Source organism: Streptomyces sp. NPDC039609, from assembly GCF_055596705.1.
This window is the reverse complement of the sequence record NZ_JBVIUJ010000017.1, coordinates 1-19,464: the sequence shown is the minus strand read 5'-3', so window position 1 is coordinate 19,464 and position 19,464 is coordinate 1. Positions and strand designations below refer to the sequence as shown.

Genomic DNA, 19,464 nt, shown 5'->3' with positions numbered 1-19,464 from the left:
ATCACATGCACCGCGATCGTGATCACTCTGATCACCCGAAGCTGACCGCTCTCGCGGCATCGGCGGCGAGGCCGACGCGTTCACGTCGCCCTCGCCGCCGACGTGCTGACGCAATGTCAGCTGATGGGGCGGGATGTCCTGCCCGACACCTCGTCGATCTCCGTGTGCGCCTTCTGCAGCAGCTGCGAGGCGAGATCCATGAGCGCGCGTGCGCCCGCGATCTCCTCGCCGACCCGCAGCTGCTCCGGGTCCGACGGGTGCCGGTGGGCGTTGCCCTGGGCGCGGAACTCGGTGCCGTCACCGAGCCGCACCATGGCGGCCGCCCTCGTCCGGTCGCCCTCCTCCTGGAACTCCATCTCGACGTGCCATCCCACGAGCGTGTGCATCATGAGGACCACCTCCTGAGGTACTTCCAGGGTGCGCCGCCCGGCGCATCCTTACCAATCGGTGCGTAGCTGACGATTAAGTCGGTACTTGTGGGATGAACCGCCCCGGAGAAGGATCGAAAGCGAGCCGCAGGACGGCTCGAACCCCCGATTCCAAGCCCTGGAGCACACTCATGTCCGCAACCGTTCCCGCAGCCGCCTCCGCCCCGGTCTCCGTCCTCGGCCTGGGCATGATGGGCACGGCCCTCGCCACGGCCCTCCTGAACGCGGGCCACCCGGTCACCGTCTGGAACCGTTCCCCGGCCAAGACGGGCCCGCTGGTCGCGCAGGGCGCCCTGCCCGCCGAGACACCGGTGAACGCGGTGGCGGCGAGTCCGCTCGTCGTCCTGTGCCTGCTGACGAACGACAACGTCGACGAACTGTTCACGGCCCTCGGCGACTCCGTGGCCGGAAAGACGCTGGTCAACCTCACGAACGGCACGCCCGAGCAGGCACGGACGCTCTCCGCCCGGGCAGAGAGGCTCGGTGCCCGCTACCTCGACGGCGGGATCATGGCCGTCCCGCAGATGATCGCGGGCCCGGACGCGTACGTCTTCTACAGCGGCGACGAGCAGGCGTACGAGACTCACCGCACGACCCTCGCGGCGCTGGGCGGCACCAAGTGGACAGGCACCGACCCCGGCCTCGCGGCCCTGTACGACCTGGGCCTGCTCACGGGCATGTACGGAATGTTCACCGGCGTCATGCAGGCGCTGGCCCTGGTCCGTACGGAGAACGTCGGCGCCGAGGAGTACGCCGAACTCCTGGTCCCCTGGATCACGGCGATGCTCGGCGGCGTCCCCGAGATCGCCCGGGACATCGATTCCGGGAAGCACCTCACCGATGTCTCCAGCCTTGCCGTGAGCCACGCGGCGTTCCCCAACTTCATCTCGACGTTCGAGGCGCAGGGCGTCAGCACCGAGCTCTTCGAGCCCCTCCAGGGCCTCCTGGACCGCGCGATCGAAGAGGGCTACGCGGCGGACGGCATGTCGCGGCTGGTGGAGATGCTGACGCGATAACCGCTTGCGCGGGAGGCGAGCGCCCCCGAAACTGTTAGTCATGACTAACGATTCATGGGGAACGAAGCTCGTGGAGTCCGACGACCTCCCGGCCTTAGCCAGGCCGGATGCCGGCCTCGTCCTGATCTCGGAGTGGTCCACGCAGGACGCCGAGCGGCAGCGGCTCGTGATGGACGCCGTCATGGACGCCTGGGCCCGGGCCGAGCTGCCGGAGGCGTTCCTCTCCCGCCACTGTCTGATGGGCTCGGACGGCCGCACGATCCTCAACTACGCCCAGTGGACGGACTCGGCCGCCCACTACGCCTTCACCGCCGACCCGGCCAACCAGCGGGCCATCGCCGCCTCCGTGCAGGCCCTGACCGCGGTGGGCCCGCCCGGCCGCTACACCCACGACCGCGTGGTACGGCTCCGGGAGGCTCCCATACGCACCCTCAGCACGACCCGCTCCGACGACGGAGTCGCCCAGTACTTCCACCGCCGCGAGGACAGCAGGCAGCTCCACGTCCTCACGGCCCACGACGACGAAGGGGACGGAACCGCCCTGCGGTTCCGTCCCTATCGAGGAATCGTGCGAGAGATCCGGGAAACCGTCAGACCCCGCGGCTGAGCTTCTGCGCGACCTCGGTCGCCCAGTACGTCAGGATCATCTGCGCACCCGCGCGCCTGATCCCGGTGAGCGTCTCGAAGATGGCCTTGTCGCGGTCGATCCAGCCCTTCTCGGCTGCGGCCTCGACCATCGCGTACTCACCACTGATCTGGTACGCGGCGACCGGCACGTCCACGGCCTCGGCGACCTTCGCCAGCACGTCCAGGTAGGGACCCGCCGGCTTCACCATCACCATGTCGGCGCCCTCCTCCAGGTCCAGCGCCAACTCGCGCAGGGACTCACGCACATTGGCGGGGTCCTGCTGATACGTCTTGCGGTCACCCTGCAGTGAGGACCCGACGGCCTCACGGAACGGCCCGTAGAAGGCGGAGGAGTACTTCGCCGTGTACGCGAGGATCGACACGTCCTCCTTGCCGATGGTGTCCAGCGCGTCCCGGACCACCCCGACCTGGCCGTCCATCATCCCGGAAGGCCCGACGACATGGACACCGGCGTCGGCCTGGACCTGCGCCATCTCGGCGTAACGTTCCAGCGTGGCGTCGTTGTCGACCCGTCCGCTCGCGTCCAGGACCCCGCAGTGCCCGTGGTCGGTGTACTCGTCGAGGCAGAGGTCCGACATGATGACGAGATCGTCGCCGACCTCGGCCTTCACGTCCCGGATCGCGACCTGAAGAATCCCGTCCGGGTCCGTACCCGCGGTACCGGCCGCGTCCTTCTTCTCGTCCTCGGGCACGCCGAACAGCATGATCCCGGAGACACCGGCCTCCAGCGCCTCCACGGCGGCCTTGCGCAGGGTGTCCCGCGAGTGCTGCACCACGCCGGGCATGGCGGTGATCGGCCGGGGCTCGTCGATCCCCTCCCGCACGAACGCGGGAAGGATCAGGTCGGCCGGGCTCAGCCGCGTCTCGGCCACCATCCGCCGCATGGCAGGAGTCGTCCGCAGCCGCCGCGGCCGCGCCCCGGGAAAGGTTCCGTACGAGTTCATAAACCGAGGCTACGCCCGCGAACCCAGTGCCTTTACCGACCGCCTGTGGGCATCACCCCCACCCCGTGCGGCCAATCACCCCGCACCCACCCCACCCGCGTGCGGGCGCCTCCGCCCCGACCGCCCCCACGCACCGGGGGCGGCGCCCTTCGCAAGGCCCCGCCCCAAGCCCCCAACGCACGGGGTGCGGGACCCCAAAAGGCCCCGCACCCCGTGCACCACACACGACTACGTCGTCCGACGCCTCCGCGCCCCCGGCCGCCGCTCCGACGGCCGCGTCACGGGATCCCCCGCCTCCAGCGCCGCCGCCCGCCGCCGCAGACCGAAGTCCGCCAGCGCCTCCGCGAGCTTGTGCACCGACGGCTCGGGCGAGAGCACATCCACCCGCAGCCCGTGCTCCTCCGCCGTCTTCGCGGTCGCAGGGCCGATACAGGCGATGACCGTCACGTTGTGCGGCTTCCCGGCGATACCCACCAGGTTCCGCACCGTCGACGACGAGGTGAAGAGCACGGCGTCGAAGCCGCCGCCCTTGATCGCCTCACGCGTGTCCGCCGGCGGCGGCGACGCCCGGACCGTCCGGTAGGCGGTCACGTCGTCGACCTCCCACCCGAGCTCGATCAGCCCGGCGACCAACGTCTCCGTCGCGATGTCCGCCCGCGGCAGGAAGACACGGTCGATCGGGTCGAAGACCGGGTCGTACGGCGGCCAGTCCTCGAGAAGACCCGCGGCCGACTGCTCGCCGCTCGGCACCAGGTCCGGCTTCACACCGAAGTCGACCAGCGCCGCGGCCGTCTGCTCGCCGACCGCCGCGACCTTGATCCCGGCGAAGGCCCGCGCGTCGAGCCCGTACTCCTCGAACTTCTCCCGCACCGCCTTCACCGCGTTGACCGACGTGAAGGCGATCCACTCGTAGCGGCCGGTCACCAGACCCTTGACCGCACGCTCCATCTGCTGCGGCGTCCGCGGCGGCTCGACGGCGATCGTCGGCACCTCGTGCGGCACCGCACCGTACGAACGCAGTTGGTCGGAGAGCGACGCGGCCTGCTCCTTCGTGCGCGGCACGAGCACCCGCCAGCCGAACAGCGGCTTCGACTCGAACCACGCCAGCTGGTCCCGCTGCGCCGGGGCGCTGCGCTCGCCGACCACGGCTATGACCGGCCGGTGGCCCTCGGGCGAGGGGAGGATCTTCCCCTGCTTGAAGACCTGCGCGATCGTCCCGAGCGTCGCGGTCCAGGTCCGCTGCCGGGTCGTCGTGCCGCCGATGGTCACGGTGAGCGGGGTGTCCGGCTTACGGCCTGCCGCCACCAGTTCACCGGCCGCGGCGGCGACCGAGTCGAGCGAGGTGGACACGACCACCGTGCCGTCCGAGGCGCCGACCTCGGTCCAGCAGCGGTCGTCGGCGGTACGGGCGTCCACGAAGCGCACATCGGTGCCCTGCGCGTCGCGCAGCGGGACACCGGCGTACGCGGGTACGCCGACCGCCGTGGCCACACCGGGCACGACCTCGAAGGGGATGCCCTCGGACGCGCAGGCCAGCATCTCCTGACCTGCGTTTCCGTCGAGGCCGGGGTCGCCGGTCACCGCACGGACGACCCGCTTGCCGCCCCTCGCGGCCTCCATGACAAGATTGGCCGCATCCCTCAACACGGGGACACCGGCGGTTGTTGACGCCTCGTCAACAACCGTCAGCTCAGGCGTGCTCACGCCCGCGCGCGCATGGACGCGAACGACTTCGAGCACCTCCGGCTCGGCGATCAGGACGTCCGCGCCGGCGAGGGCTTCGACTGCCCGGAGGGTCAGCAGTCCTGGATCGCCTGGTCCGGCGCCGAGGAAGGTGACGCTCCCTTGACCGAAGAAGGCCTGGGACGCGGGGCTGGTGGTCGGGCTGGTGGGGCTCAAAGTGCTCGCTCCCCCATAAGACCGGCCGCACCCTTGGCGAGCATCTCGTCCGCGAGTTCGCGTCCGAGCTGCATCGCCTCGTCGTGCGACGCGGGTACGGGACCGGTGGTGGACAGCTGCACCAGCGTCGAGCCGTCGGTGGTACCGACGACGCCGCGCAGGCGCATTTCAGTGACAATCTGCCCGCGGCCGGAATCCTCGGCCAGCAGGTCGGCCAGCGCACCCACGGGTGCGGAGCAGCCGGCCTCCAGAGCGGCGAGCAGGGATCGCTCGGCGGTCACGGCGGCCCGGGTGTCCGGGTCGTCGAGCTCGGCGAGCGCGGCGACGAGGTCGGCGTCGGACGCCACACACTCGATCGCCAGTGCCCCCTGGCCGGGGGCGGGCAGGACGGCGTCGACCGACAGGTGGTCGAGCGACAGGGAGCCGGTGAGCTCCTCCGTTCCGCCGATGCGGTTGAGGCCGGCCGCGGCGAGAACCACCGCGTCCAGCTCTCCACTGCGTACGTATCCGACGCGGGTGTCGATGTTCCCGCGGATCGGCACGGTCTCGATGGTCAGCCCGTGGCTGCGCGCGTACGCGTTGAGCTGAGCGGTCCGGCGCGGCGAACCGGTGCCGATCCGGGCGCCCTGCGGCAGCGTGTCGAGCGTCAGCCCGGCTCGGGCGACCAGCACGTCGCGCGGGTCCTCGCGGCGCGGAATCGCGGCGATGACCAGCTCGGGGTGCTGGGCGGTCGGCAGGTCCTTCAGGGAGTGGACGGCGAAGTCCACCTCACCGGCCAGGAGCGCGTCGCGCAGTGCGGCGACGAACACCCCCGTACCGCCGATCTGCGCGAGGTGCTCACGCGAGACGTCCCCGTACGTCGTGATCTCCACGAGCTCGACGGGTCGGCCGGTCAGCTGCCGCACGGCGTCGGCCACATGCCCGGACTGGGCCATGGCGAGTTTGCTGCGCCTGGTCCCGAGCCTCAGTGCCCTCTCGGTCATACTCGCCCTCGGTTCTTGACGTCGGCGTCATTCAGGTCGGCCCGGGAGACGGAGGCGACCGTCTCCGGGTCGAGGTCGAAGAGTGTCCGCAGCGCGTCGGCGTACCCGGCACCGCCGGGCTCGCTGGCCAGCTGCTTGACCCGCACGGTCGGCGCGTGCAGGAGCTTGTCGACCACCCGGCGCACCGTCTGGGTGATCTCGGCGCGCTGCTTGTCGTCGAGGCCGGGCAGCCGGCCCTCGAGCCGGGCGACCTCGCCCGCGACCACATCGGCGGCCATGGTGCGCAGGGCGACCACGGTCGGGGTGATGTGCGCGGCGCGCTGGGCGGCGCCGAAGGCGGCCACCTCGTCGGAGACGATCGCGCGCACCTGGTCGACGTCGGCGGCCATCGGGGCGTCGGCGGAGGCGTCCGCCAGCGACTCGATGTCGATGAGCCGGACGTTCGTCATGCGGTGGGCGGCGGCGTCGATGTCGCGGGGCATGGCCAGGTCGAGCAGTGCGAGCGGGGCCGTACGGCCCTTCATCGCGGCTTCCACGGCATCGCCGGTCAGGACGAGTCCGGTGGCTCCGGTGCAGGAGACGACGATGTCGGCACGTGTCAGTTCGTCGCCGACGGCAACCATCTCGACCGCGCGTGCGGCCACACCCGCGCCCCCGGGCTCGGTCAGGATCTGCACGAGTCGCTCGGCACGGGCGGTCGTACGGTTGGCGATCACGATCTCGGAGACCCCGACGCGCGCGAGCGTGGCGGCGGCCAGCGAGGACATCGAACCGGCTCCGATGACCAGGGCGCGCTTGCCGGCGGCCCAGGTGTCGACGTCGGTGCCGTCGGCCAGCTGCTCCAGGCCGAAGGTGACGAGCGACTGGCCGGCCCGGTCGATCCCGGTCTCGCTGTGGGCGCGCTTGCCGACCCGCAGCGCCTGCTGGAACAGGTCGTTGAGGAGCCGGCCCGCGGTGTGCAGGTCCTGGCCGAGCGCGAGGGCGTCCTTGATCTGGCCGAGGATCTGGCCCTCGCCGACGACCATGGAGTCGAGCCCGCAGGCCACCGAGAAGAGGTGGTGGACGGCCCGGTCCTCGTAGTGCACGTAGAGATAAGGGGTCAGCTCTTCGAGGCCGACGCCGCTGTGCTGGGCGAGCAGCGTGGACAGCTCGGCGACACCGGCGTGGAACTTGTCCACGTCGGCGTAGAGCTCGATGCGGTTGCAGGTGGCCAGGACGGCTCCCTCGGCGGCCGGTTCGGCGGCGAGGGTGTCCTGGAGCAGCTTGGCCTGGGTGTCCGCGGCGAGCGAGGCTCGCTCGAGGACGCTGACCGGGGCGCTGCGGTGGCTGAGGCCGACGACGAGGAGACTCATGCCGGCATCACGGCGGGGACGTCCCCGTCGGGTCCCTTGCGTCCGGTGCCCTTGCGCGGGGCGTCGCCCGTCGCGCCGAGGGCCGTGGGCGGCGTGGGTGCGGCGGTGGCCTCGGCCTCCGCCTCCTCGCCCGCCTTGCGCTGCTCGTGGAAGGCGAGGATCTGCAGCTCGATGGAGAGGTCGACCTTGCGCACGTCCACGCCGTCGGGCACGGAGAGGACGGTCGGGGCGAAGTTCAGGATGGAGGTGACGCCGGCGGCCACGAGCCGGTCGCAGACCTGCTGGGCGACCCCGGCCGGGGTCGCGATGACTCCGATGGAGACGCCGTCCTCCTCGATGATCTTCTCGAGGTCGTCACTGTGCTGGACGGGGATCCCGGCGACCGGCTTGCCGGTCATGGCGGGGTCGGCGTCGATGAGCGCGGCGACCCGGAAGCCACGGGAGGCGAAGCCGCCGTAGCCGGCGAGCGCGGCGCCGAGGTTACCGATACCGACGATGACGACAGGCCAGTCCTGGGTGAGGCCGAGTTCGCGGGAGATCTGGTAGACGAGGTACTCGACGTCGTAGCCGACACCGCGCGTGCCGTACGAGCCGAGGTAGCTGAAGTCCTTGCGCAGCTTCGCGGAGTTGACCCCCGCGGCGGCTGCGAGCTCCTCGGAGGAGACCGTGGGTACGGAGCGCTCCGACAGTGCGGTGAGCGCACGCAGATACAGCGGAAGCCGGGCGACGGTGGCCTCGGGGATTCCTCGGCTGCGGGTCGCCGGTCGGTGAGTTCGGCCAGTTGCCACGGTGCTCCTGCGGGATGAGCGGGGCTGCAGGCGGCCGTGTGTCCCAGGACCGCCCCGTCGAATGCAGGCTATGTCTTTGTGAACGCGTGCACAAAGATGGTGTCCGTTTTGTCCGGCCAAAGTGACCGGGGTCACGCGGTCGGTTCGCGTCATGACGGAACCGTGGAGCGCGTCAGCCCGTTGAGAACCCGAAGGGGGCAAAACCGCACACTCTCCTCACGATCACACCCCCGAACGTCAACAAAACGTCCACGATGGTAGCCGTCTTCCGCTCAACCACCCAGTTCACGCCGGAGCCGCCCGGCGTCCACACGCCAGAAGGTGTGCTGCTCGCCGTCGACCAGGACCACCGGAATCTGCTCCCAGTAGGCCCGGTGGAGCTCCTCGTCCTGAGTGATGTCCTTCTCCTCCCAGCGCGCCCCGGTCTCGGCGCAGACCGCCTCGATCACGACCCGGGCGTCGTCGCAGAGATGACAGCCCGGCTTCCCGATCAGCGTCACGGTCCGCGAGGCGGCGACGGGAGCGTCGGGGGTGTCCTTCTTCTTCGTCCGTCCAAACATGCCGTCCATTCTGCGCTGCCTCGCGCCGTGCTCCCTCTCTCCAGCTTGCTCCCCCCTTGTCCGTTTAACAGGAGAGTCGCGGAGTGTTCACGCCACCGCATCCCGAGACGTCGGGAAGTACCGAACAGAATGGCTATGCTCACGACATGGCCGCACTGGGATGGCTCACCCCCCGTAGGCGCTCCGCCACCGCGCGCAGCGTTCTGGCAGGCGAGGCCGCCGCCGAGGCGGCGCGCAAGACCTCGCAACAGCTCGAACTGGAACGGGAGCAAGCGGCGCGGGCCGAGCCCGCCGAGCCGTCCGAGCCCGAGTTCCCGGTCGTGGGCGACGCCGAGGCGGCCGCCTTCTTCGATCTCGACAACACCGTCATGCAGGGCGCCGCGATCTTCCACTTCGGTCGGGGCCTGTACAAGCGGAAGTTCTTCCAGCGCCGCGAACTGGCCCGCTTCGCCTGGCAGCAGGCGTGGTTCCGGCTGGCCGGCGTCGAGGACCCCGAGCACATGCAGGACGCCCGCGACAGCGCCCTGTCCATCGTCAAGGGCCACCGCGTCTCCGAACTGATGTCGATCGGCGAGGAGATCTACGACGAGTACATGGCCGACCGCATCTGGCCCGGCACCCGCGCGCTCGCGCAGGCCCATCTCGACGCCGGCCAGAAGGTCTGGCTCGTCACGGCCGCCCCGGTCGAGACGGCCACGATCATCGCCCGGCGGCTCGGCCTGACCGGCGCGCTCGGCACGGTCGCCGAGTCGGTCGACGGCGTCTACACGGGCAAGCTCGTCGGCGAGCCGCTGCACGGACCCGCCAAGGCCGAGGCCGTACGCGCCCTGGCCGCCGCGGAGGGCCTGGACCTGAACCGCTGCGCGGCCTACAGCGACTCGCACAACGACATCCCGATGCTGTCGCTGGTCGGCCATCCGTACGCCATCAACCCGGACACCAAGCTGCGCAAGCACGCCAGGGCGCGCGAATGGCGGCTGCGCGACTACCGCACGGGCCGCAAGGCGGCCAAGGTCGGCATCCCCGCCGCGGCGGGCGTCGGCGCACTGGCGGGCGGCACGGCCGCCGCGGTCGCCCTGCACCGCCGCCGCCGCTGACTTCAGCCGCGGGCGGGCGGCTCCGACCCGCCTGGAACACCCGGGGCGTCGCACACTGCCGATACGTTTCGGCTGCGACCGCCTGAGACAACCCGGGACCAGCGCGCCTCACCCGTACGTGGTCGAACACGACCGCACAGGTCGACTCAGAGGCATTCCCAGCTCCCTACCCAACAGCGGGCCGGATCACTCCCCCACCCGACACTCGGGCACAACAGAGCGCGCACGCAGTCACACCCGGAAGTAATCCGATCAACAATCGGTCACGAAGTGCGAATGATCTCGCCTACAAGCGGTAACAGGTGTGACGGAATCGGTGATTTCCGCAACTGGGTGTAGCGCTGCCTGTACGAAGCGTTATTCTCCTCAAACGCACAACGGAACCCACACGTCGCCACGACGAGTGAACGGTCCCGCACTGCACGTGATGGAAGCTCTGCCTCTGGGAGTCCCGTGTACCCACACGTCGGGGTTGACGCCTCGGGCCTGGCTACGCTGCGCGCAACGGTCCTCGACCACTTGCGCGGCTTCGTCCCCACCGCGTACGCCGGCCCTGTCCCCGCCTTTGCCTTCGCCGCACCGGCACCCGCCGGTCCCTGCTATGCCCTCGCCGAGAGCGGTGCCGCTGTCGGCAGACGGGGCAGCCGCGGCGGCACCGGAACCTCGACCGCCGCCCGCCGCCCCACCGCCGACAGCGACAGCGCCCGCATGATGGACCTCGTCGAGCGCGCCCAGGCCGGTGAGGCCGAGGCCTTCGGCCGCCTGTACGACCAGTACAGCGACACGGTCTATCGCTACATCTACTACCGCGTCGGCGGAAAGGCGACGGCGGAGGATCTCACCAGCGAGACGTTCCTGCGCGCCCTGCGCCGGATCTCCACCTTCACCTGGCAGGGCCGTGACTTCGGTGCCTGGCTGGTCACCATCGCCCGCAACCTGGTCGCGGACCACTTCAAGTCGAGCCGTTTCCGACTGGAAGTGACCACGGGCGAGATGCTCGACGCCAACGAGGTCGAGCGCAGCCCCGAGGACTCCGTCCTGGAGTCCCTCTCCAACGCGGCCCTCCTCGACGCCGTCCGCCGGCTCAATCCCCAGCAGCAGGAGTGCGTCACCCTGCGCTTCCTGCAGGGCCTCTCGGTCGCCGAGACGGCCCGGGTCATGGGCAAGAACGAGGGTGCGATCAAGACCCTCCAGTACCGGGCCGTGCGTACCCTGGCGCGCCTGCTCCCGGACGACGCCCGCTGACCGTTCCGCGCCCCCCACACGCGCCCCCCATCTACCGCGACGCACCCCTCCCCCCGCACCACCCCCCATGTCCCCCGACCCCCGCCCAACTCACAGTCGGTGACGCCTCGATGACGCACTGGTCCGATCATCCTTCGCGCGTAACCCAAGTGCCGCGCCGCTCGTTGTGCGGGATGCAGGCTCCCTGTGGTCACGCCATGTCCGCAACCACTCACTCGTTCGTGTGGATGTGCTCAAGGTGTGCAACCTTCCGGACACCCCGGGGAGTCGACCGTCATGACGAGAGGAGGTGCCGCCAGTGATCGCGAACGTATCGGCGCACCGGCGGGCGAACGCCTTCGCCCAGGCCCTGGATGATCGGACGCCCGAGGACGCGACGGCCGAACCGCCCGAGGCGTCGGCCGAACCGGCCGAACAAGGGCGGCTGTTGGCTCTGGCGAACGGCCTCGGCGAGCTGCCGAAGCCGACGATGGACCCCGAGGTCAAGGTGGTGCAACGAGCCCAGCTCGTCGCCGCCATGGAAGCGATGCTCGCGGAGGGGAGCGCGGCCGCGGGCCCTACGGTGCCCGAGCAGCGGACATCGAGCGGACGGGGAGCCCACCGGGCCTCCCCGCTCCGGAAATTGCGCCCCCGCTCCCGCTGGTCGAAGGGGCTCGCCGCGGGCGGCCTCACGGTCGGTGTGGCCGCGGGCGCGTTCAGCGGTGTGGCCGCTGCCAGCTCCGACGCCCTCCCAGGTGACTCGCTCTATGGGCTGAAGCGCGGCATGGAAGACATCAAGCGCGGGATGGCCGACGACGACTCCGAGCGGGGCGGGATCTTCCTGGACCAGGCGTCGACCCGGCTCAGCGAGGCCCGCAGACTCATGGAGCGGGGCCGCGCCGGCGACCTCGACCACGAGTCGCTCAGCGAGATCCGGCGCGTCCTCGGCGGCATGAAGCACGACGCCTCCGAGGGGCACCGGCTGCTGCGCCAGGCGTACGAGCGGGACGGCGAGATCGGCCCGATGGCCCGGCTCAACTCCTTCGCCCAGTCGCATCGCGGCACCTGGAACGGTCTGCGCGACCGGCTGCCCGTGCAGCTGGCCGACGTCGGCAGCCAGGTGGAGGGCGTGTTCGTCGCCATAGACGAAGAGGTCGAGCCGCTCCAGGGGATGCTTCCCCGCACCCCGGAGAAGGGCGCGGTCGGGACCAACACGCCGGGCTCGCCGCAGGACACCCCGCGTACGCAGACCCAGCGCCCGCCGTCCTCCCCGGCCGCCCCCTCCACGGGCGGCGAAGGCTCCACCCGGCCCCAGCCCTCGGGCTCCGGCTCGGGCTCACCGGAGAGCGACGGCCTGCTGGGCGGCAACACGGGCGGCCTGCTCGACAACCCGCCCGCGGGCATTCCCACGGCACCCTCCGTCGACCCGTCGACACCCGAGATGCCGGACGTCACGATCCCGCCCCTGCTACCGGGCCTGCTCCCCGGCCTGGGCATCGACAGCGAGGACGCTCGCTGAGACGACGATGGGGCGCCCCTCCATGGAGGGGCGCCCCATCGTCGTACCGCCGGCAGAACCACCGGAGGAACCGACGGCACCGTCGGCTCGACCGTCGGCTCAGAAGAACACCGACCTCCGCTGCACCAGCAGCTTGTAGAGCGTGTGCTGGATCTGCTCCCTGACCTGGTCCGTCAGGTTGAACATCAGCATCGGGTCCTCGGCGGCCTCGGGCGGATAACCGTCCGTCGCGATCGGCTCGCCGAACTGGATCGTCCACTTCGTCGGCAGCGGCACCGCACCCAGCGGCCCCAGCCACGGGAAGGTCGGCGTGATCGGGAAGTACGGAATCCCCAGCACCCGCGCCAGCGTCTTCGCGTTGCCGATCATCGGGTAGATCTCCTCCGCGCCCACGATCGAGCACGGCACGATCGGCACCCCGGCCCGCAGCGCCGTCGACACGAAGCCGCCCCGGCCGAACCGCTGCAGCTTGTAGCGCTCGCCGAACGGCTTACCGATGCCCTTGAACCCCTCCGGCATCACGCCCACGATCTCGCCGGCCTTCAACAGCCGCTCCGCGTCCTCCGCACAGGCCAGCGTGTGCCCGGCCTTGCGGGCCAGCTCGTTGACCACCGGCAGCATGAAGACCAGATCGGCCGCGAGCAGCCGCAGATGTCGCCCGGCCGGGTGGTGGTCGTGCACGGCGACCTGCATCATCAGGCCGTCCAGCGGCAGCGTCCCGGAGTGGTTCGCGACGACCAGCGCGCCCCCCTCGGCAGGGATGTTCTCGACACCCTTCACCTCGACGCGGAAGTATTTCTCCGCCAGCGGCCGCACCAGCGACATGAGGACCTGGTCGGTGAGCTCCTTGTCGTAGCCGAACTCGTCGACCTCGTACTCCCCCGTCACCCGCCGCCGCAGAAACGCCAGCCCGCCCGCGAGCCGCCGCTCCCACCCGCCGCGGCGCTCCGGCGCCTCCTCGGCGCCCTCCGGGGCCGTCACGGGCTCCACCGCAGGCCTGGACGGGAACTCGGTCTCCTCCGGCCTGTGCTGGCCCGGCAGCGCCCGCACAGAGGCGTCCCGGGCCGCCCTCGCGGGCCGCCGCCGCGCCCGTGACCGGTCGTCGTCGAACGGAATGACCTTGGCGTCCGCCATCGTTACCTGGGCTCCTTCTGATCCAGCCGGGCCGCGACCCGGTCCACGACCCCCGCGAGCGTCTCCGGCGGAAGCAGCCCCGGTCCACGGCTACGGGCGAAGTCCGCGAAGGTCTCGGCCGTCGTGTACCGAGGAGCGAACCCCAGCGTCTCGCGCATCTGGACCGTGGAGACCACCCGGCCGTGGGTGAGCAGCCGGATCTGCTCCGGCGCGAAGTCGGTCACGCCGACCGTCCGCAGCGCGGAGCCGACCCAGGTGACCGCCGGCAGCAGCACCGGCACCGTCGGGCGCCCCAGCCTCCGCGCGCACTGCGACAGCAGCAGCACCCCGTCGCCGGCCACATTGAACGTGCCGCTGTTCAGCGTCGCCCGGCGCGGCTCACGCGACGCGAGCTCCAGGACGTCGATGACATCGTCCTCATGCACGAACTGCAGCCTCGGGTCGTAACCGAAGACGGTCGGCATGAGGGGCAGCGCCAGATACTCGGCGAGCGGGGAGTCCACCCGCGGCCCGAGGATGTTCGCGAACCGCAGCACGCACACGGCCACGTCCGGCCGGCGCCGCGCGAAGCCCCGAACGTACCCCTCGACCTCTACGGCATCCTTGGCGAACCCACCGCTCGGCAGCGATTTGGGAGGCGTCGTCTCGGTGAAGACGGCCGGGTCTCGGGGCGCGGAGCCGTAGACGCTCGTACTGGACTTGATCACCAGCCGCGTGATCCGCGGCGACTTCTGACAGGCACCGAGGAGCTGCATGGTGCCGATGACGTTGGTCTCCTTGATCGACGACCGGCCCCCGGCGCCGAGCGCCGTACCCGTGACGTCCATATGGACGACCGTGTCCACGTCATGCTCCGCGAGCACCTTGGCGATCGCGGGCTGGCGGATGTCCGCCCGGACGAAATCGGCCCCGCCGAGATCGTGCGTCGGCGCGACCGCATCCACGGCGACCACCCGGTCCACCTCGGGATCCCGCTGGACCCGACGTACGAAACGGCCTCCGAGATGCCGAGCCGCACCGGTGACGAGCACGACCTTCCCCAAGATCAGCGCCTTCCGTCGGTCTCTCCCCCGAGTTCTCCCCCGGGGGGCCTGTGCGCCACCGTAGCGCCTTGTTGTTGCGCTGCGATGACTGCCGTGGGCAACCGGGTCGAACCGCGTCGAAAAAGGCGTGGCCCCCCACCGGAAACGGTGGGGGGCCACGCTCGACGCACAAACAGCCGTCGTTACAGCCGTCGCTTACTTCTTGTTGCGACGCTGAACGCGGGTGCGCTTGAGCAGCTTGCGGTGCTTCTTCTTGGCCATCCGCTTGCGCCGCTTCTTGATAACAGAGCCCACGACTACCCTCGCTCACTTCTCTTCACTCGGTGCGGGGCGTCTGGGCCCACACGACCTACGAGGGCTTAGCCTACCGGCCCGAGCGCCGCACTTGTAATCCGAGGGGCGAACGGACTCCCGGCCGCGCGCCCGCTACGCGGTCTCCACCCCCACGAAAGACTCCCTGAGGTACTCGTGAACCGCCTGTTCCGGGACCCGGAAGGACCTGCCCACCCGGATCGCCGGCAGATGACCGCTGTGCACCAAGCGGTACACGGTCATCTTCGACACTCGCATCACCGAGGCGACTTCCGCCACGGTCAGAAACTTGACCTCATTGAGAGGTCGATCGCCAGCAGCCATGACCCACCTGTACCTTCCGCACACGACGCCCACCGGCTTCCCCTCCGGTGACCCTGCGTCGCTGTGCGCTCACGCTCCAGACTAGGGGCGTGTGGTACGAGTGGGGAAGAGGAGCAGCCATCGGCCGTTTACCGTGACAGACTCGCTCGATTGAGTACATAGCGAGTAAGCGGCCGGTAGTAATCGGACCGCACCGCGTCATCAAGCGGAACGGCGACGGAGACCTGCCCCTCCGCCTCACCGACGAACAGCGCGGGATCGTCCGTATCCGCCAGACCGATGGCCTCGAAACCCAGCTGACCTGCACCGCAGACCCAACCGTGGTCCCCGACGACAAGCTCGGGGAGCGGCCAGCCACCCAGCACGGCACCCTCGAGAGCGGCCCTAACCGGCAGCGGCGAGTGGGTGTGCGCCCCCGTCTCACGCCCGGTTCCCGGCAGACCCGGTTCTCGCACCAACGCGACACCGCGTACGTAGTCGAGGGTGTACGTGCGTAGACCGAACCGGGTCGTTATGTCGACACATCGCCCCTGCGCCGGTGTGAGAACAAGACATCCCGCCGCCGACAAAGCGTCTGCGAGCCCGGCGTAGAATCCGAGCAAACGGTGCGGATGCCCCGTCCCGAACAACACCGGAGCCCGCCGCCCCGCCGCCTCACCCAGCCGCGCGGCGAACGCGTCGAGCCCGCCCAACGTCCGCTCCGGATCGATGACATCGGGCCCCGATCGGTGCGTCGGATCCCCCGACACCCCGCACTTGTCGGCCATCAGCCGTAACAACTCGCCCTCGCCCCAACCCCACTGAGGGTCGAGCCCCAGCATCACCCGCGGATCCCGCGCGGCGAACAGCCGGTAGCTCCGCAGGCTCACCTCCCGCGAGGTCGCCACCGTCCCCGCCAACCCCGCCGCCAACAAATGCGCCCGCAACGCCCCGGTACTCAGCACCCCATCGATGCTGCCCGAGCGGACCCGACAGCGGGTCAAAACACCAGGGAGACCCCACAGTTGGCGTAACCACGCCACTCAGGCCTACGGGAGCAGCCCCCTGAGCGGAAAGGCCGCCCGCCGCGTCGCCAACACCGCCTGGTCGAGCCGGTCGGCCGGGTCGTAGCCCTCTTCCCAGTCCCGCCAGCCCACCGGCCACAGCCCGTCCGTCATCCGCACCGGCCCCGGCTGCCGCGTCCGCGCGTACACCAGATCCCGCCAGGACGACGGAATCACCGACTCGGGATCGATCTCCGCGTGCCCGGCGATCCCCACCAGATGCGTCCATGAACGCGGCACCACATCCACCACCGCGTACCCACCGCCACCCAGCGCGACCCACTTCCCACCGTCCACATGCGCATGCGCGAGCTCATGACAGGCCACCTGCACGGCCCGCTGCGCATCCAGCGACACCGCCAGATGCGCCAGCGGATCCTCGAAGTGCGTGTCCGCGCCGTGCTGCGTCACCAGCACCTGCGGCCGGAAATCCGCCAGCAGCTCCGGTACGACGGCGTGGAAGGCCCGCAGCCACCCCGCGTCCCCTGTCCCCGCCGGCAGCGCCACATTCACCGCGGACCCCTGGCCCGCACCCGCCGCACCCGTCTCCTCCGGCCACCCCGTCTGCGGGAACAGCGTCCGCGGATGCTCGTGCAGCGAGATCGTCAGAACCCGCGGATCCTCCCAGAACGCCGCCTGCACCCCGTCCCCGTGATGCACGTCCACATCCACGTAAGCGACCCGCTCCGCGCCCAGCTCGAGCAGACGGGCGATGGCCAGCGACGCGTCGTTGTAGATGCAGAACCCGGACGCGCTCCCCGGCATCGCGTGATGCAGCCCGCCGGCGAAGTTCACCGCATGGGCGGCCTCGCCGCGCCACACCGCCTCCGCAGCACCCACCGACTGGCCGGCGATCAGCGCTGACGCCTCGTGCATCCCGGCGAACGCCGGATCGTCGACCGTCCCGAGCCCGTACGACTGATCCGCAGCCCTCGGGTTCTCCGAAGCGGCCCGAACCGCCGCCACATAGTCCTCACGGTGCACCAACCGGAGCGTCGAGTCCCCGGCCGGCTTCGCCGCCACCACGTCCACGGCCCGATCGAGCCCGTACGCCCGCACCAACCCCATGGTCAGCGCGAGCCGTACCGGATCCATCGGATGCTCGGACCCGAAGTCGTACCCCGTGACAGCTTCATCCCACATCAACAGTGCGCGGCCGCTCATGCCCGCCACCGTATCGGGCCGGTTGAGAACCGAACGACGTGGCGTACGCCACCGTCACCAGGACCAACACCATCGGCACCAGCATCGCCCCCCGGTAGCTCCAGGCATCACCGAGCGCCCCCACCAACGGGGACCCGATCAGGAAGCCCACGTAGTTGAAGACATTCAGCCGGGCCACCGCCGCATCGCTCGCCCCCGGGAACAGCCTTCCCGCGGCGGCGAAGGTCTGCGGCACGATCACACTCAGCCCGAGCCCCAGCACGGTGAACCCGGCCATCCCCGCCCACGCCCCCGGCGCCACCGCGACGACCGCGAACCCGATCGCGGCAAGCACGGCCCCGCCCCGCACCACCATGGCCGCCCCCAGCCGCCGCACCCCGAAGTCACCCACCGCCCGCCCGAGCAGCGTGGTGACCATGTACGCGTTGTACGGCACGGTCGCCAGCTCCTCCGAACCGCCGAGCACGTCCTGAAGGTACTTGGCACTCCAGTTGGAGACCGTCGAGTCCCCGATGTACGCGAACGTCATGACGAGACACAGCGGCAGCAGCAGCTTGAACGAAACCCCCACGCCGCCCTTCGTCGCCTCGCTCCCGGGCAGCTCCGCACCACCGTCGGGCGCCACCCCCGGCGTGTACCACCGGCTGCCGATGAACGCGGCCGGCAACAGGACGGCCACCACCGGCAGATAAGAGACGAACAGCGGCAGATGCCAGTGCGCGCCAGCCCACGCCAGAGACGCACCCGCGATCCCGCCCAGGCTGTACGCGGCGTGGAAACCGAGCATGATGCTCCGCCCGTACGCCCGCTGCAGGCTGACCCCGAGCATGTTCATCGACGCGTCCAGCGCACCGACCGCGAGCCCGAAGACCCCGAGCGCGACGGCCGCCTGCCACAACTCGTTCCCCGCCCCGACCCCGAGCAACGCCAGGAGAACGAGCGGCTGCGCCCACCGCAGCACCACTCCCGGCCCCACTCTGGCCACGACCTTCTCCGTGCCCACACTGGCCACACCGGCCAGGATCGGCACGGCGGCCAGGAAGACGGGCAACAGCCCGTCCGAGATCCCGTACCGGTCCTGGATCGCCGGTATTCGGGTCACAAGGAGCGCGAACGTGACTCCCTGCACGAAGAAACTGACTGCCAGGGATCCCCGCCCACGCCGCAACCGCGCATCCGTCATGGCGGCACAGCGTAGAACGCGGCCCTACCCATGGGTAGATGGATCACACGCCCAATATCGCCGGCAGCTCGTCCATCCTGCCGAAGAACCCGGTGGCACCGGCCAGCTTCTCCTCGGGCGTCATCGCGGTGAACCCGTACACGTCCATCCCGGCCGCAAGCGCCGCCTGGACCCCGAGCCGACTGTCCTCGACCACGACGCACCGCTCGGGCGTCACCCCCATCTGCTCAGCGGCGTAGAGGAACAGGTCGGGCGACGGCTTGCCGCGCCCGACGTCCTCGGAGCTGAAGATGTTCTCGTCCCGGAACCAGACGTCGAGCCCGGTCTTCCGGTGTCCGACCCGGATCCGCTCATGGCTGCCCGAGGAGGCCACACAGTACGGAACCCCGTCGTCGACGAGCCCCTTGAGCACGTCCCCGGCCCCGGGCACCGCTTCCAACTCCCGCTGAAAGGCGGCGAAGACACGCCCGTGGAACGTCTCGTCGAACTCCGCCGGCAGATGCTGCCCGGTCCGTTCCTCGACCAGCTCATGGATGCGGTGCATCGCGGACCCCATGTAGTCCCGCACGGACTCCTCGTACGTGGTGGGGTGCCCGACCTCCGTCAGATAGCCGGCCAACAGCCTGTTGGAGATCGGCTCGCTGTCCACGAGCACGCCGTCGTTGTCGAAGATCACCAGGTCGTAGCGCATACGCCCACGATAAGGGCCCCTGAACGCAGAAAAGCCCCGCACCATAAGGTGCGGGGCTTTCCCACAATGATTGTTCGGCGGCGTCCTACTCTCCCACAGGGTCCCCCCTGCA

The 19,464-nt window shown here is 70.3% G+C and carries 20 protein-coding genes; 5 read left to right on the top strand and 15 right to left on the bottom strand.

The window, feature by feature from the left end:
• Positions 1 to 116: 116 nt before the first annotated feature.
• Positions 117 to 386 carry a DUF1876 domain-containing protein gene (locus ACZ561_RS35615; RefSeq protein ID WP_376436416.1) on the bottom strand — a complete coding sequence of 90 codons (270 nt, stop codon included), beginning with the start codon at positions 384 to 386 and terminating at the stop codon, positions 117 to 119.
• 173 nt (positions 387 to 559) lie between these two features.
• On the opposite strand from ACZ561_RS35615, the gene ACZ561_RS35610 reads away from it, so the two are divergent.
• On the top strand, positions 560 to 1,444 hold the full coding sequence (locus ACZ561_RS35610; RefSeq protein WP_471003424.1) for an NAD(P)-dependent oxidoreductase: 885 nt from the start codon (positions 560 to 562) through the stop codon (positions 1,442 to 1,444).
• A gap of 40 nt (positions 1,445 to 1,484) precedes the next feature.
• Positions 1,485 to 2,051 (top strand): hypothetical protein, encoded by a 567-nt coding sequence (locus tag ACZ561_RS35605; RefSeq protein WP_471003421.1) that lies wholly within the window; start codon positions 1,485 to 1,487, stop codon positions 2,049 to 2,051.
• Here ACZ561_RS35605 and hemB read toward each other — a convergent pair.
• From hemB to ACZ561_RS35575, 6 genes are all read right to left on the bottom strand, one after another.
• Positions 2,035 to 3,036: a porphobilinogen synthase gene (gene hemB / locus ACZ561_RS35600; protein WP_376436233.1), complete on the bottom strand. Its 1,002-nt coding sequence runs from the start codon at positions 3,034 to 3,036 to the stop codon at positions 2,035 to 2,037. The genes ACZ561_RS35605 and hemB overlap by 17 nt on opposite strands.
• 228 nt (positions 3,037 to 3,264) lie before the next feature.
• Positions 3,265 to 4,935, bottom strand: coding sequence for a bifunctional uroporphyrinogen-III C-methyltransferase/uroporphyrinogen-III synthase (locus tag ACZ561_RS35595; protein WP_471003417.1), 1,671 nt, complete (start codon positions 4,933 to 4,935; stop codon positions 3,265 to 3,267).
• A complete protein-coding gene (gene hemC, locus ACZ561_RS35590) occupies positions 4,932 to 5,918 on the bottom strand; it encodes a hydroxymethylbilane synthase (protein WP_376436227.1) in 987 nt (328 codons plus the stop codon). The genes ACZ561_RS35595 and hemC overlap by 4 nt, the downstream gene beginning before the upstream one ends.
• Positions 5,915 to 7,270, bottom strand: a complete 1,356-nt coding sequence (locus ACZ561_RS35585; RefSeq protein WP_471003414.1) for a glutamyl-tRNA reductase — start codon at positions 7,268 to 7,270, stop codon at positions 5,915 to 5,917. Before ACZ561_RS35585 ends, hemC begins: the two co-directional genes overlap by 4 nt.
• Positions 7,267 to 8,058: a redox-sensing transcriptional repressor Rex gene (locus ACZ561_RS35580; protein WP_471003412.1), complete on the bottom strand. Its 792-nt coding sequence runs from the start codon at positions 8,056 to 8,058 to the stop codon at positions 7,267 to 7,269. Before ACZ561_RS35580 ends, ACZ561_RS35585 begins: the two co-directional genes overlap by 4 nt.
• Positions 8,059 to 8,330: 272 nt before the next feature.
• Positions 8,331 to 8,627, bottom strand: a complete 297-nt coding sequence (locus tag ACZ561_RS35575; protein ID WP_471003409.1) for a glutaredoxin family protein — start codon at positions 8,625 to 8,627, stop codon at positions 8,331 to 8,333.
• Positions 8,628 to 8,764: 137 nt separating this feature from the next.
• Between ACZ561_RS35575 and ACZ561_RS35570 the strand changes: the two genes are divergently transcribed.
• The 3 genes from ACZ561_RS35570 (at position 8,765) to ACZ561_RS35560 (ending at position 12,458) form a co-directional block, all read left to right on the top strand.
• On the top strand, positions 8,765 to 9,715 hold the full coding sequence (locus ACZ561_RS35570; protein WP_471003406.1) for an HAD family hydrolase: 951 nt from the start codon (positions 8,765 to 8,767) through the stop codon (positions 9,713 to 9,715).
• Between the two features lie 453 nt (positions 9,716 to 10,168).
• A complete protein-coding gene (locus ACZ561_RS35565; RefSeq protein WP_137988687.1) occupies positions 10,169 to 10,960 on the top strand; it encodes an ECF subfamily RNA polymerase sigma factor, BldN family in 792 nt (263 codons plus the stop codon).
• A gap of 298 nt (positions 10,961 to 11,258) precedes the next feature.
• On the top strand, positions 11,259 to 12,458 hold the full coding sequence (locus ACZ561_RS35560; RefSeq protein WP_471003403.1) for a DUF5667 domain-containing protein: 1,200 nt from the start codon (positions 11,259 to 11,261) through the stop codon (positions 12,456 to 12,458).
• A 99-nt stretch (positions 12,459 to 12,557) separates the two neighbouring features.
• On the opposite strand, the gene ACZ561_RS35555 is transcribed toward ACZ561_RS35560, so the two are convergent.
• From ACZ561_RS35555 to ACZ561_RS35520, 8 genes are all read right to left on the bottom strand, one after another.
• On the bottom strand, positions 12,558 to 13,592 hold the full coding sequence (locus ACZ561_RS35555) for a lysophospholipid acyltransferase family protein (RefSeq protein WP_471003400.1): 1,035 nt from the start codon (positions 13,590 to 13,592) through the stop codon (positions 12,558 to 12,560).
• A 2-nt stretch (positions 13,593 to 13,594) separates the two neighbouring features.
• Positions 13,595 to 14,635, bottom strand: a complete 1,041-nt coding sequence (locus ACZ561_RS35550; RefSeq protein ID WP_471003397.1) for an NAD-dependent epimerase/dehydratase family protein — start codon at positions 14,633 to 14,635, stop codon at positions 13,595 to 13,597.
• 195 nt (positions 14,636 to 14,830) lie between these two features.
• A complete protein-coding gene (locus tag ACZ561_RS35545; protein ID WP_003948845.1) occupies positions 14,831 to 14,929 on the bottom strand; it encodes a 30S ribosomal protein bS22 in 99 nt (32 codons plus the stop codon).
• Positions 14,930 to 15,061: 132 nt separating this feature from the next.
• A complete protein-coding gene (locus ACZ561_RS35540; protein WP_158988220.1) occupies positions 15,062 to 15,271 on the bottom strand; it encodes a helix-turn-helix domain-containing protein in 210 nt (69 codons plus the stop codon).
• A gap of 128 nt (positions 15,272 to 15,399) precedes the next feature.
• A complete protein-coding gene (locus ACZ561_RS35535; RefSeq protein WP_376446606.1) occupies positions 15,400 to 16,215 on the bottom strand; it encodes a phosphatase in 816 nt (271 codons plus the stop codon).
• A gap of 84 nt (positions 16,216 to 16,299) precedes the next feature.
• Entirely contained in the window at positions 16,300 to 17,478 is a 1,179-nt protein-coding gene (locus ACZ561_RS35530) for an acetoin utilization protein AcuC (protein ID WP_471003394.1), read from the bottom strand.
• Positions 17,447 to 18,661, bottom strand: a complete 1,215-nt coding sequence (locus tag ACZ561_RS35525; protein ID WP_471003392.1) for an MFS transporter — start codon at positions 18,659 to 18,661, stop codon at positions 17,447 to 17,449. Before ACZ561_RS35525 ends, ACZ561_RS35530 begins: the two co-directional genes overlap by 32 nt.
• A 43-nt stretch (positions 18,662 to 18,704) precedes the next feature.
• The gene (locus ACZ561_RS35520) at positions 18,705 to 19,352 is read right to left on the bottom strand and encodes an HAD family hydrolase (protein WP_471003389.1); all 648 of its coding nucleotides are present in this window, start codon (positions 19,350 to 19,352) and stop codon (positions 18,705 to 18,707) included.
• Positions 19,353 to 19,464: the final 112 nt, after the last annotated feature.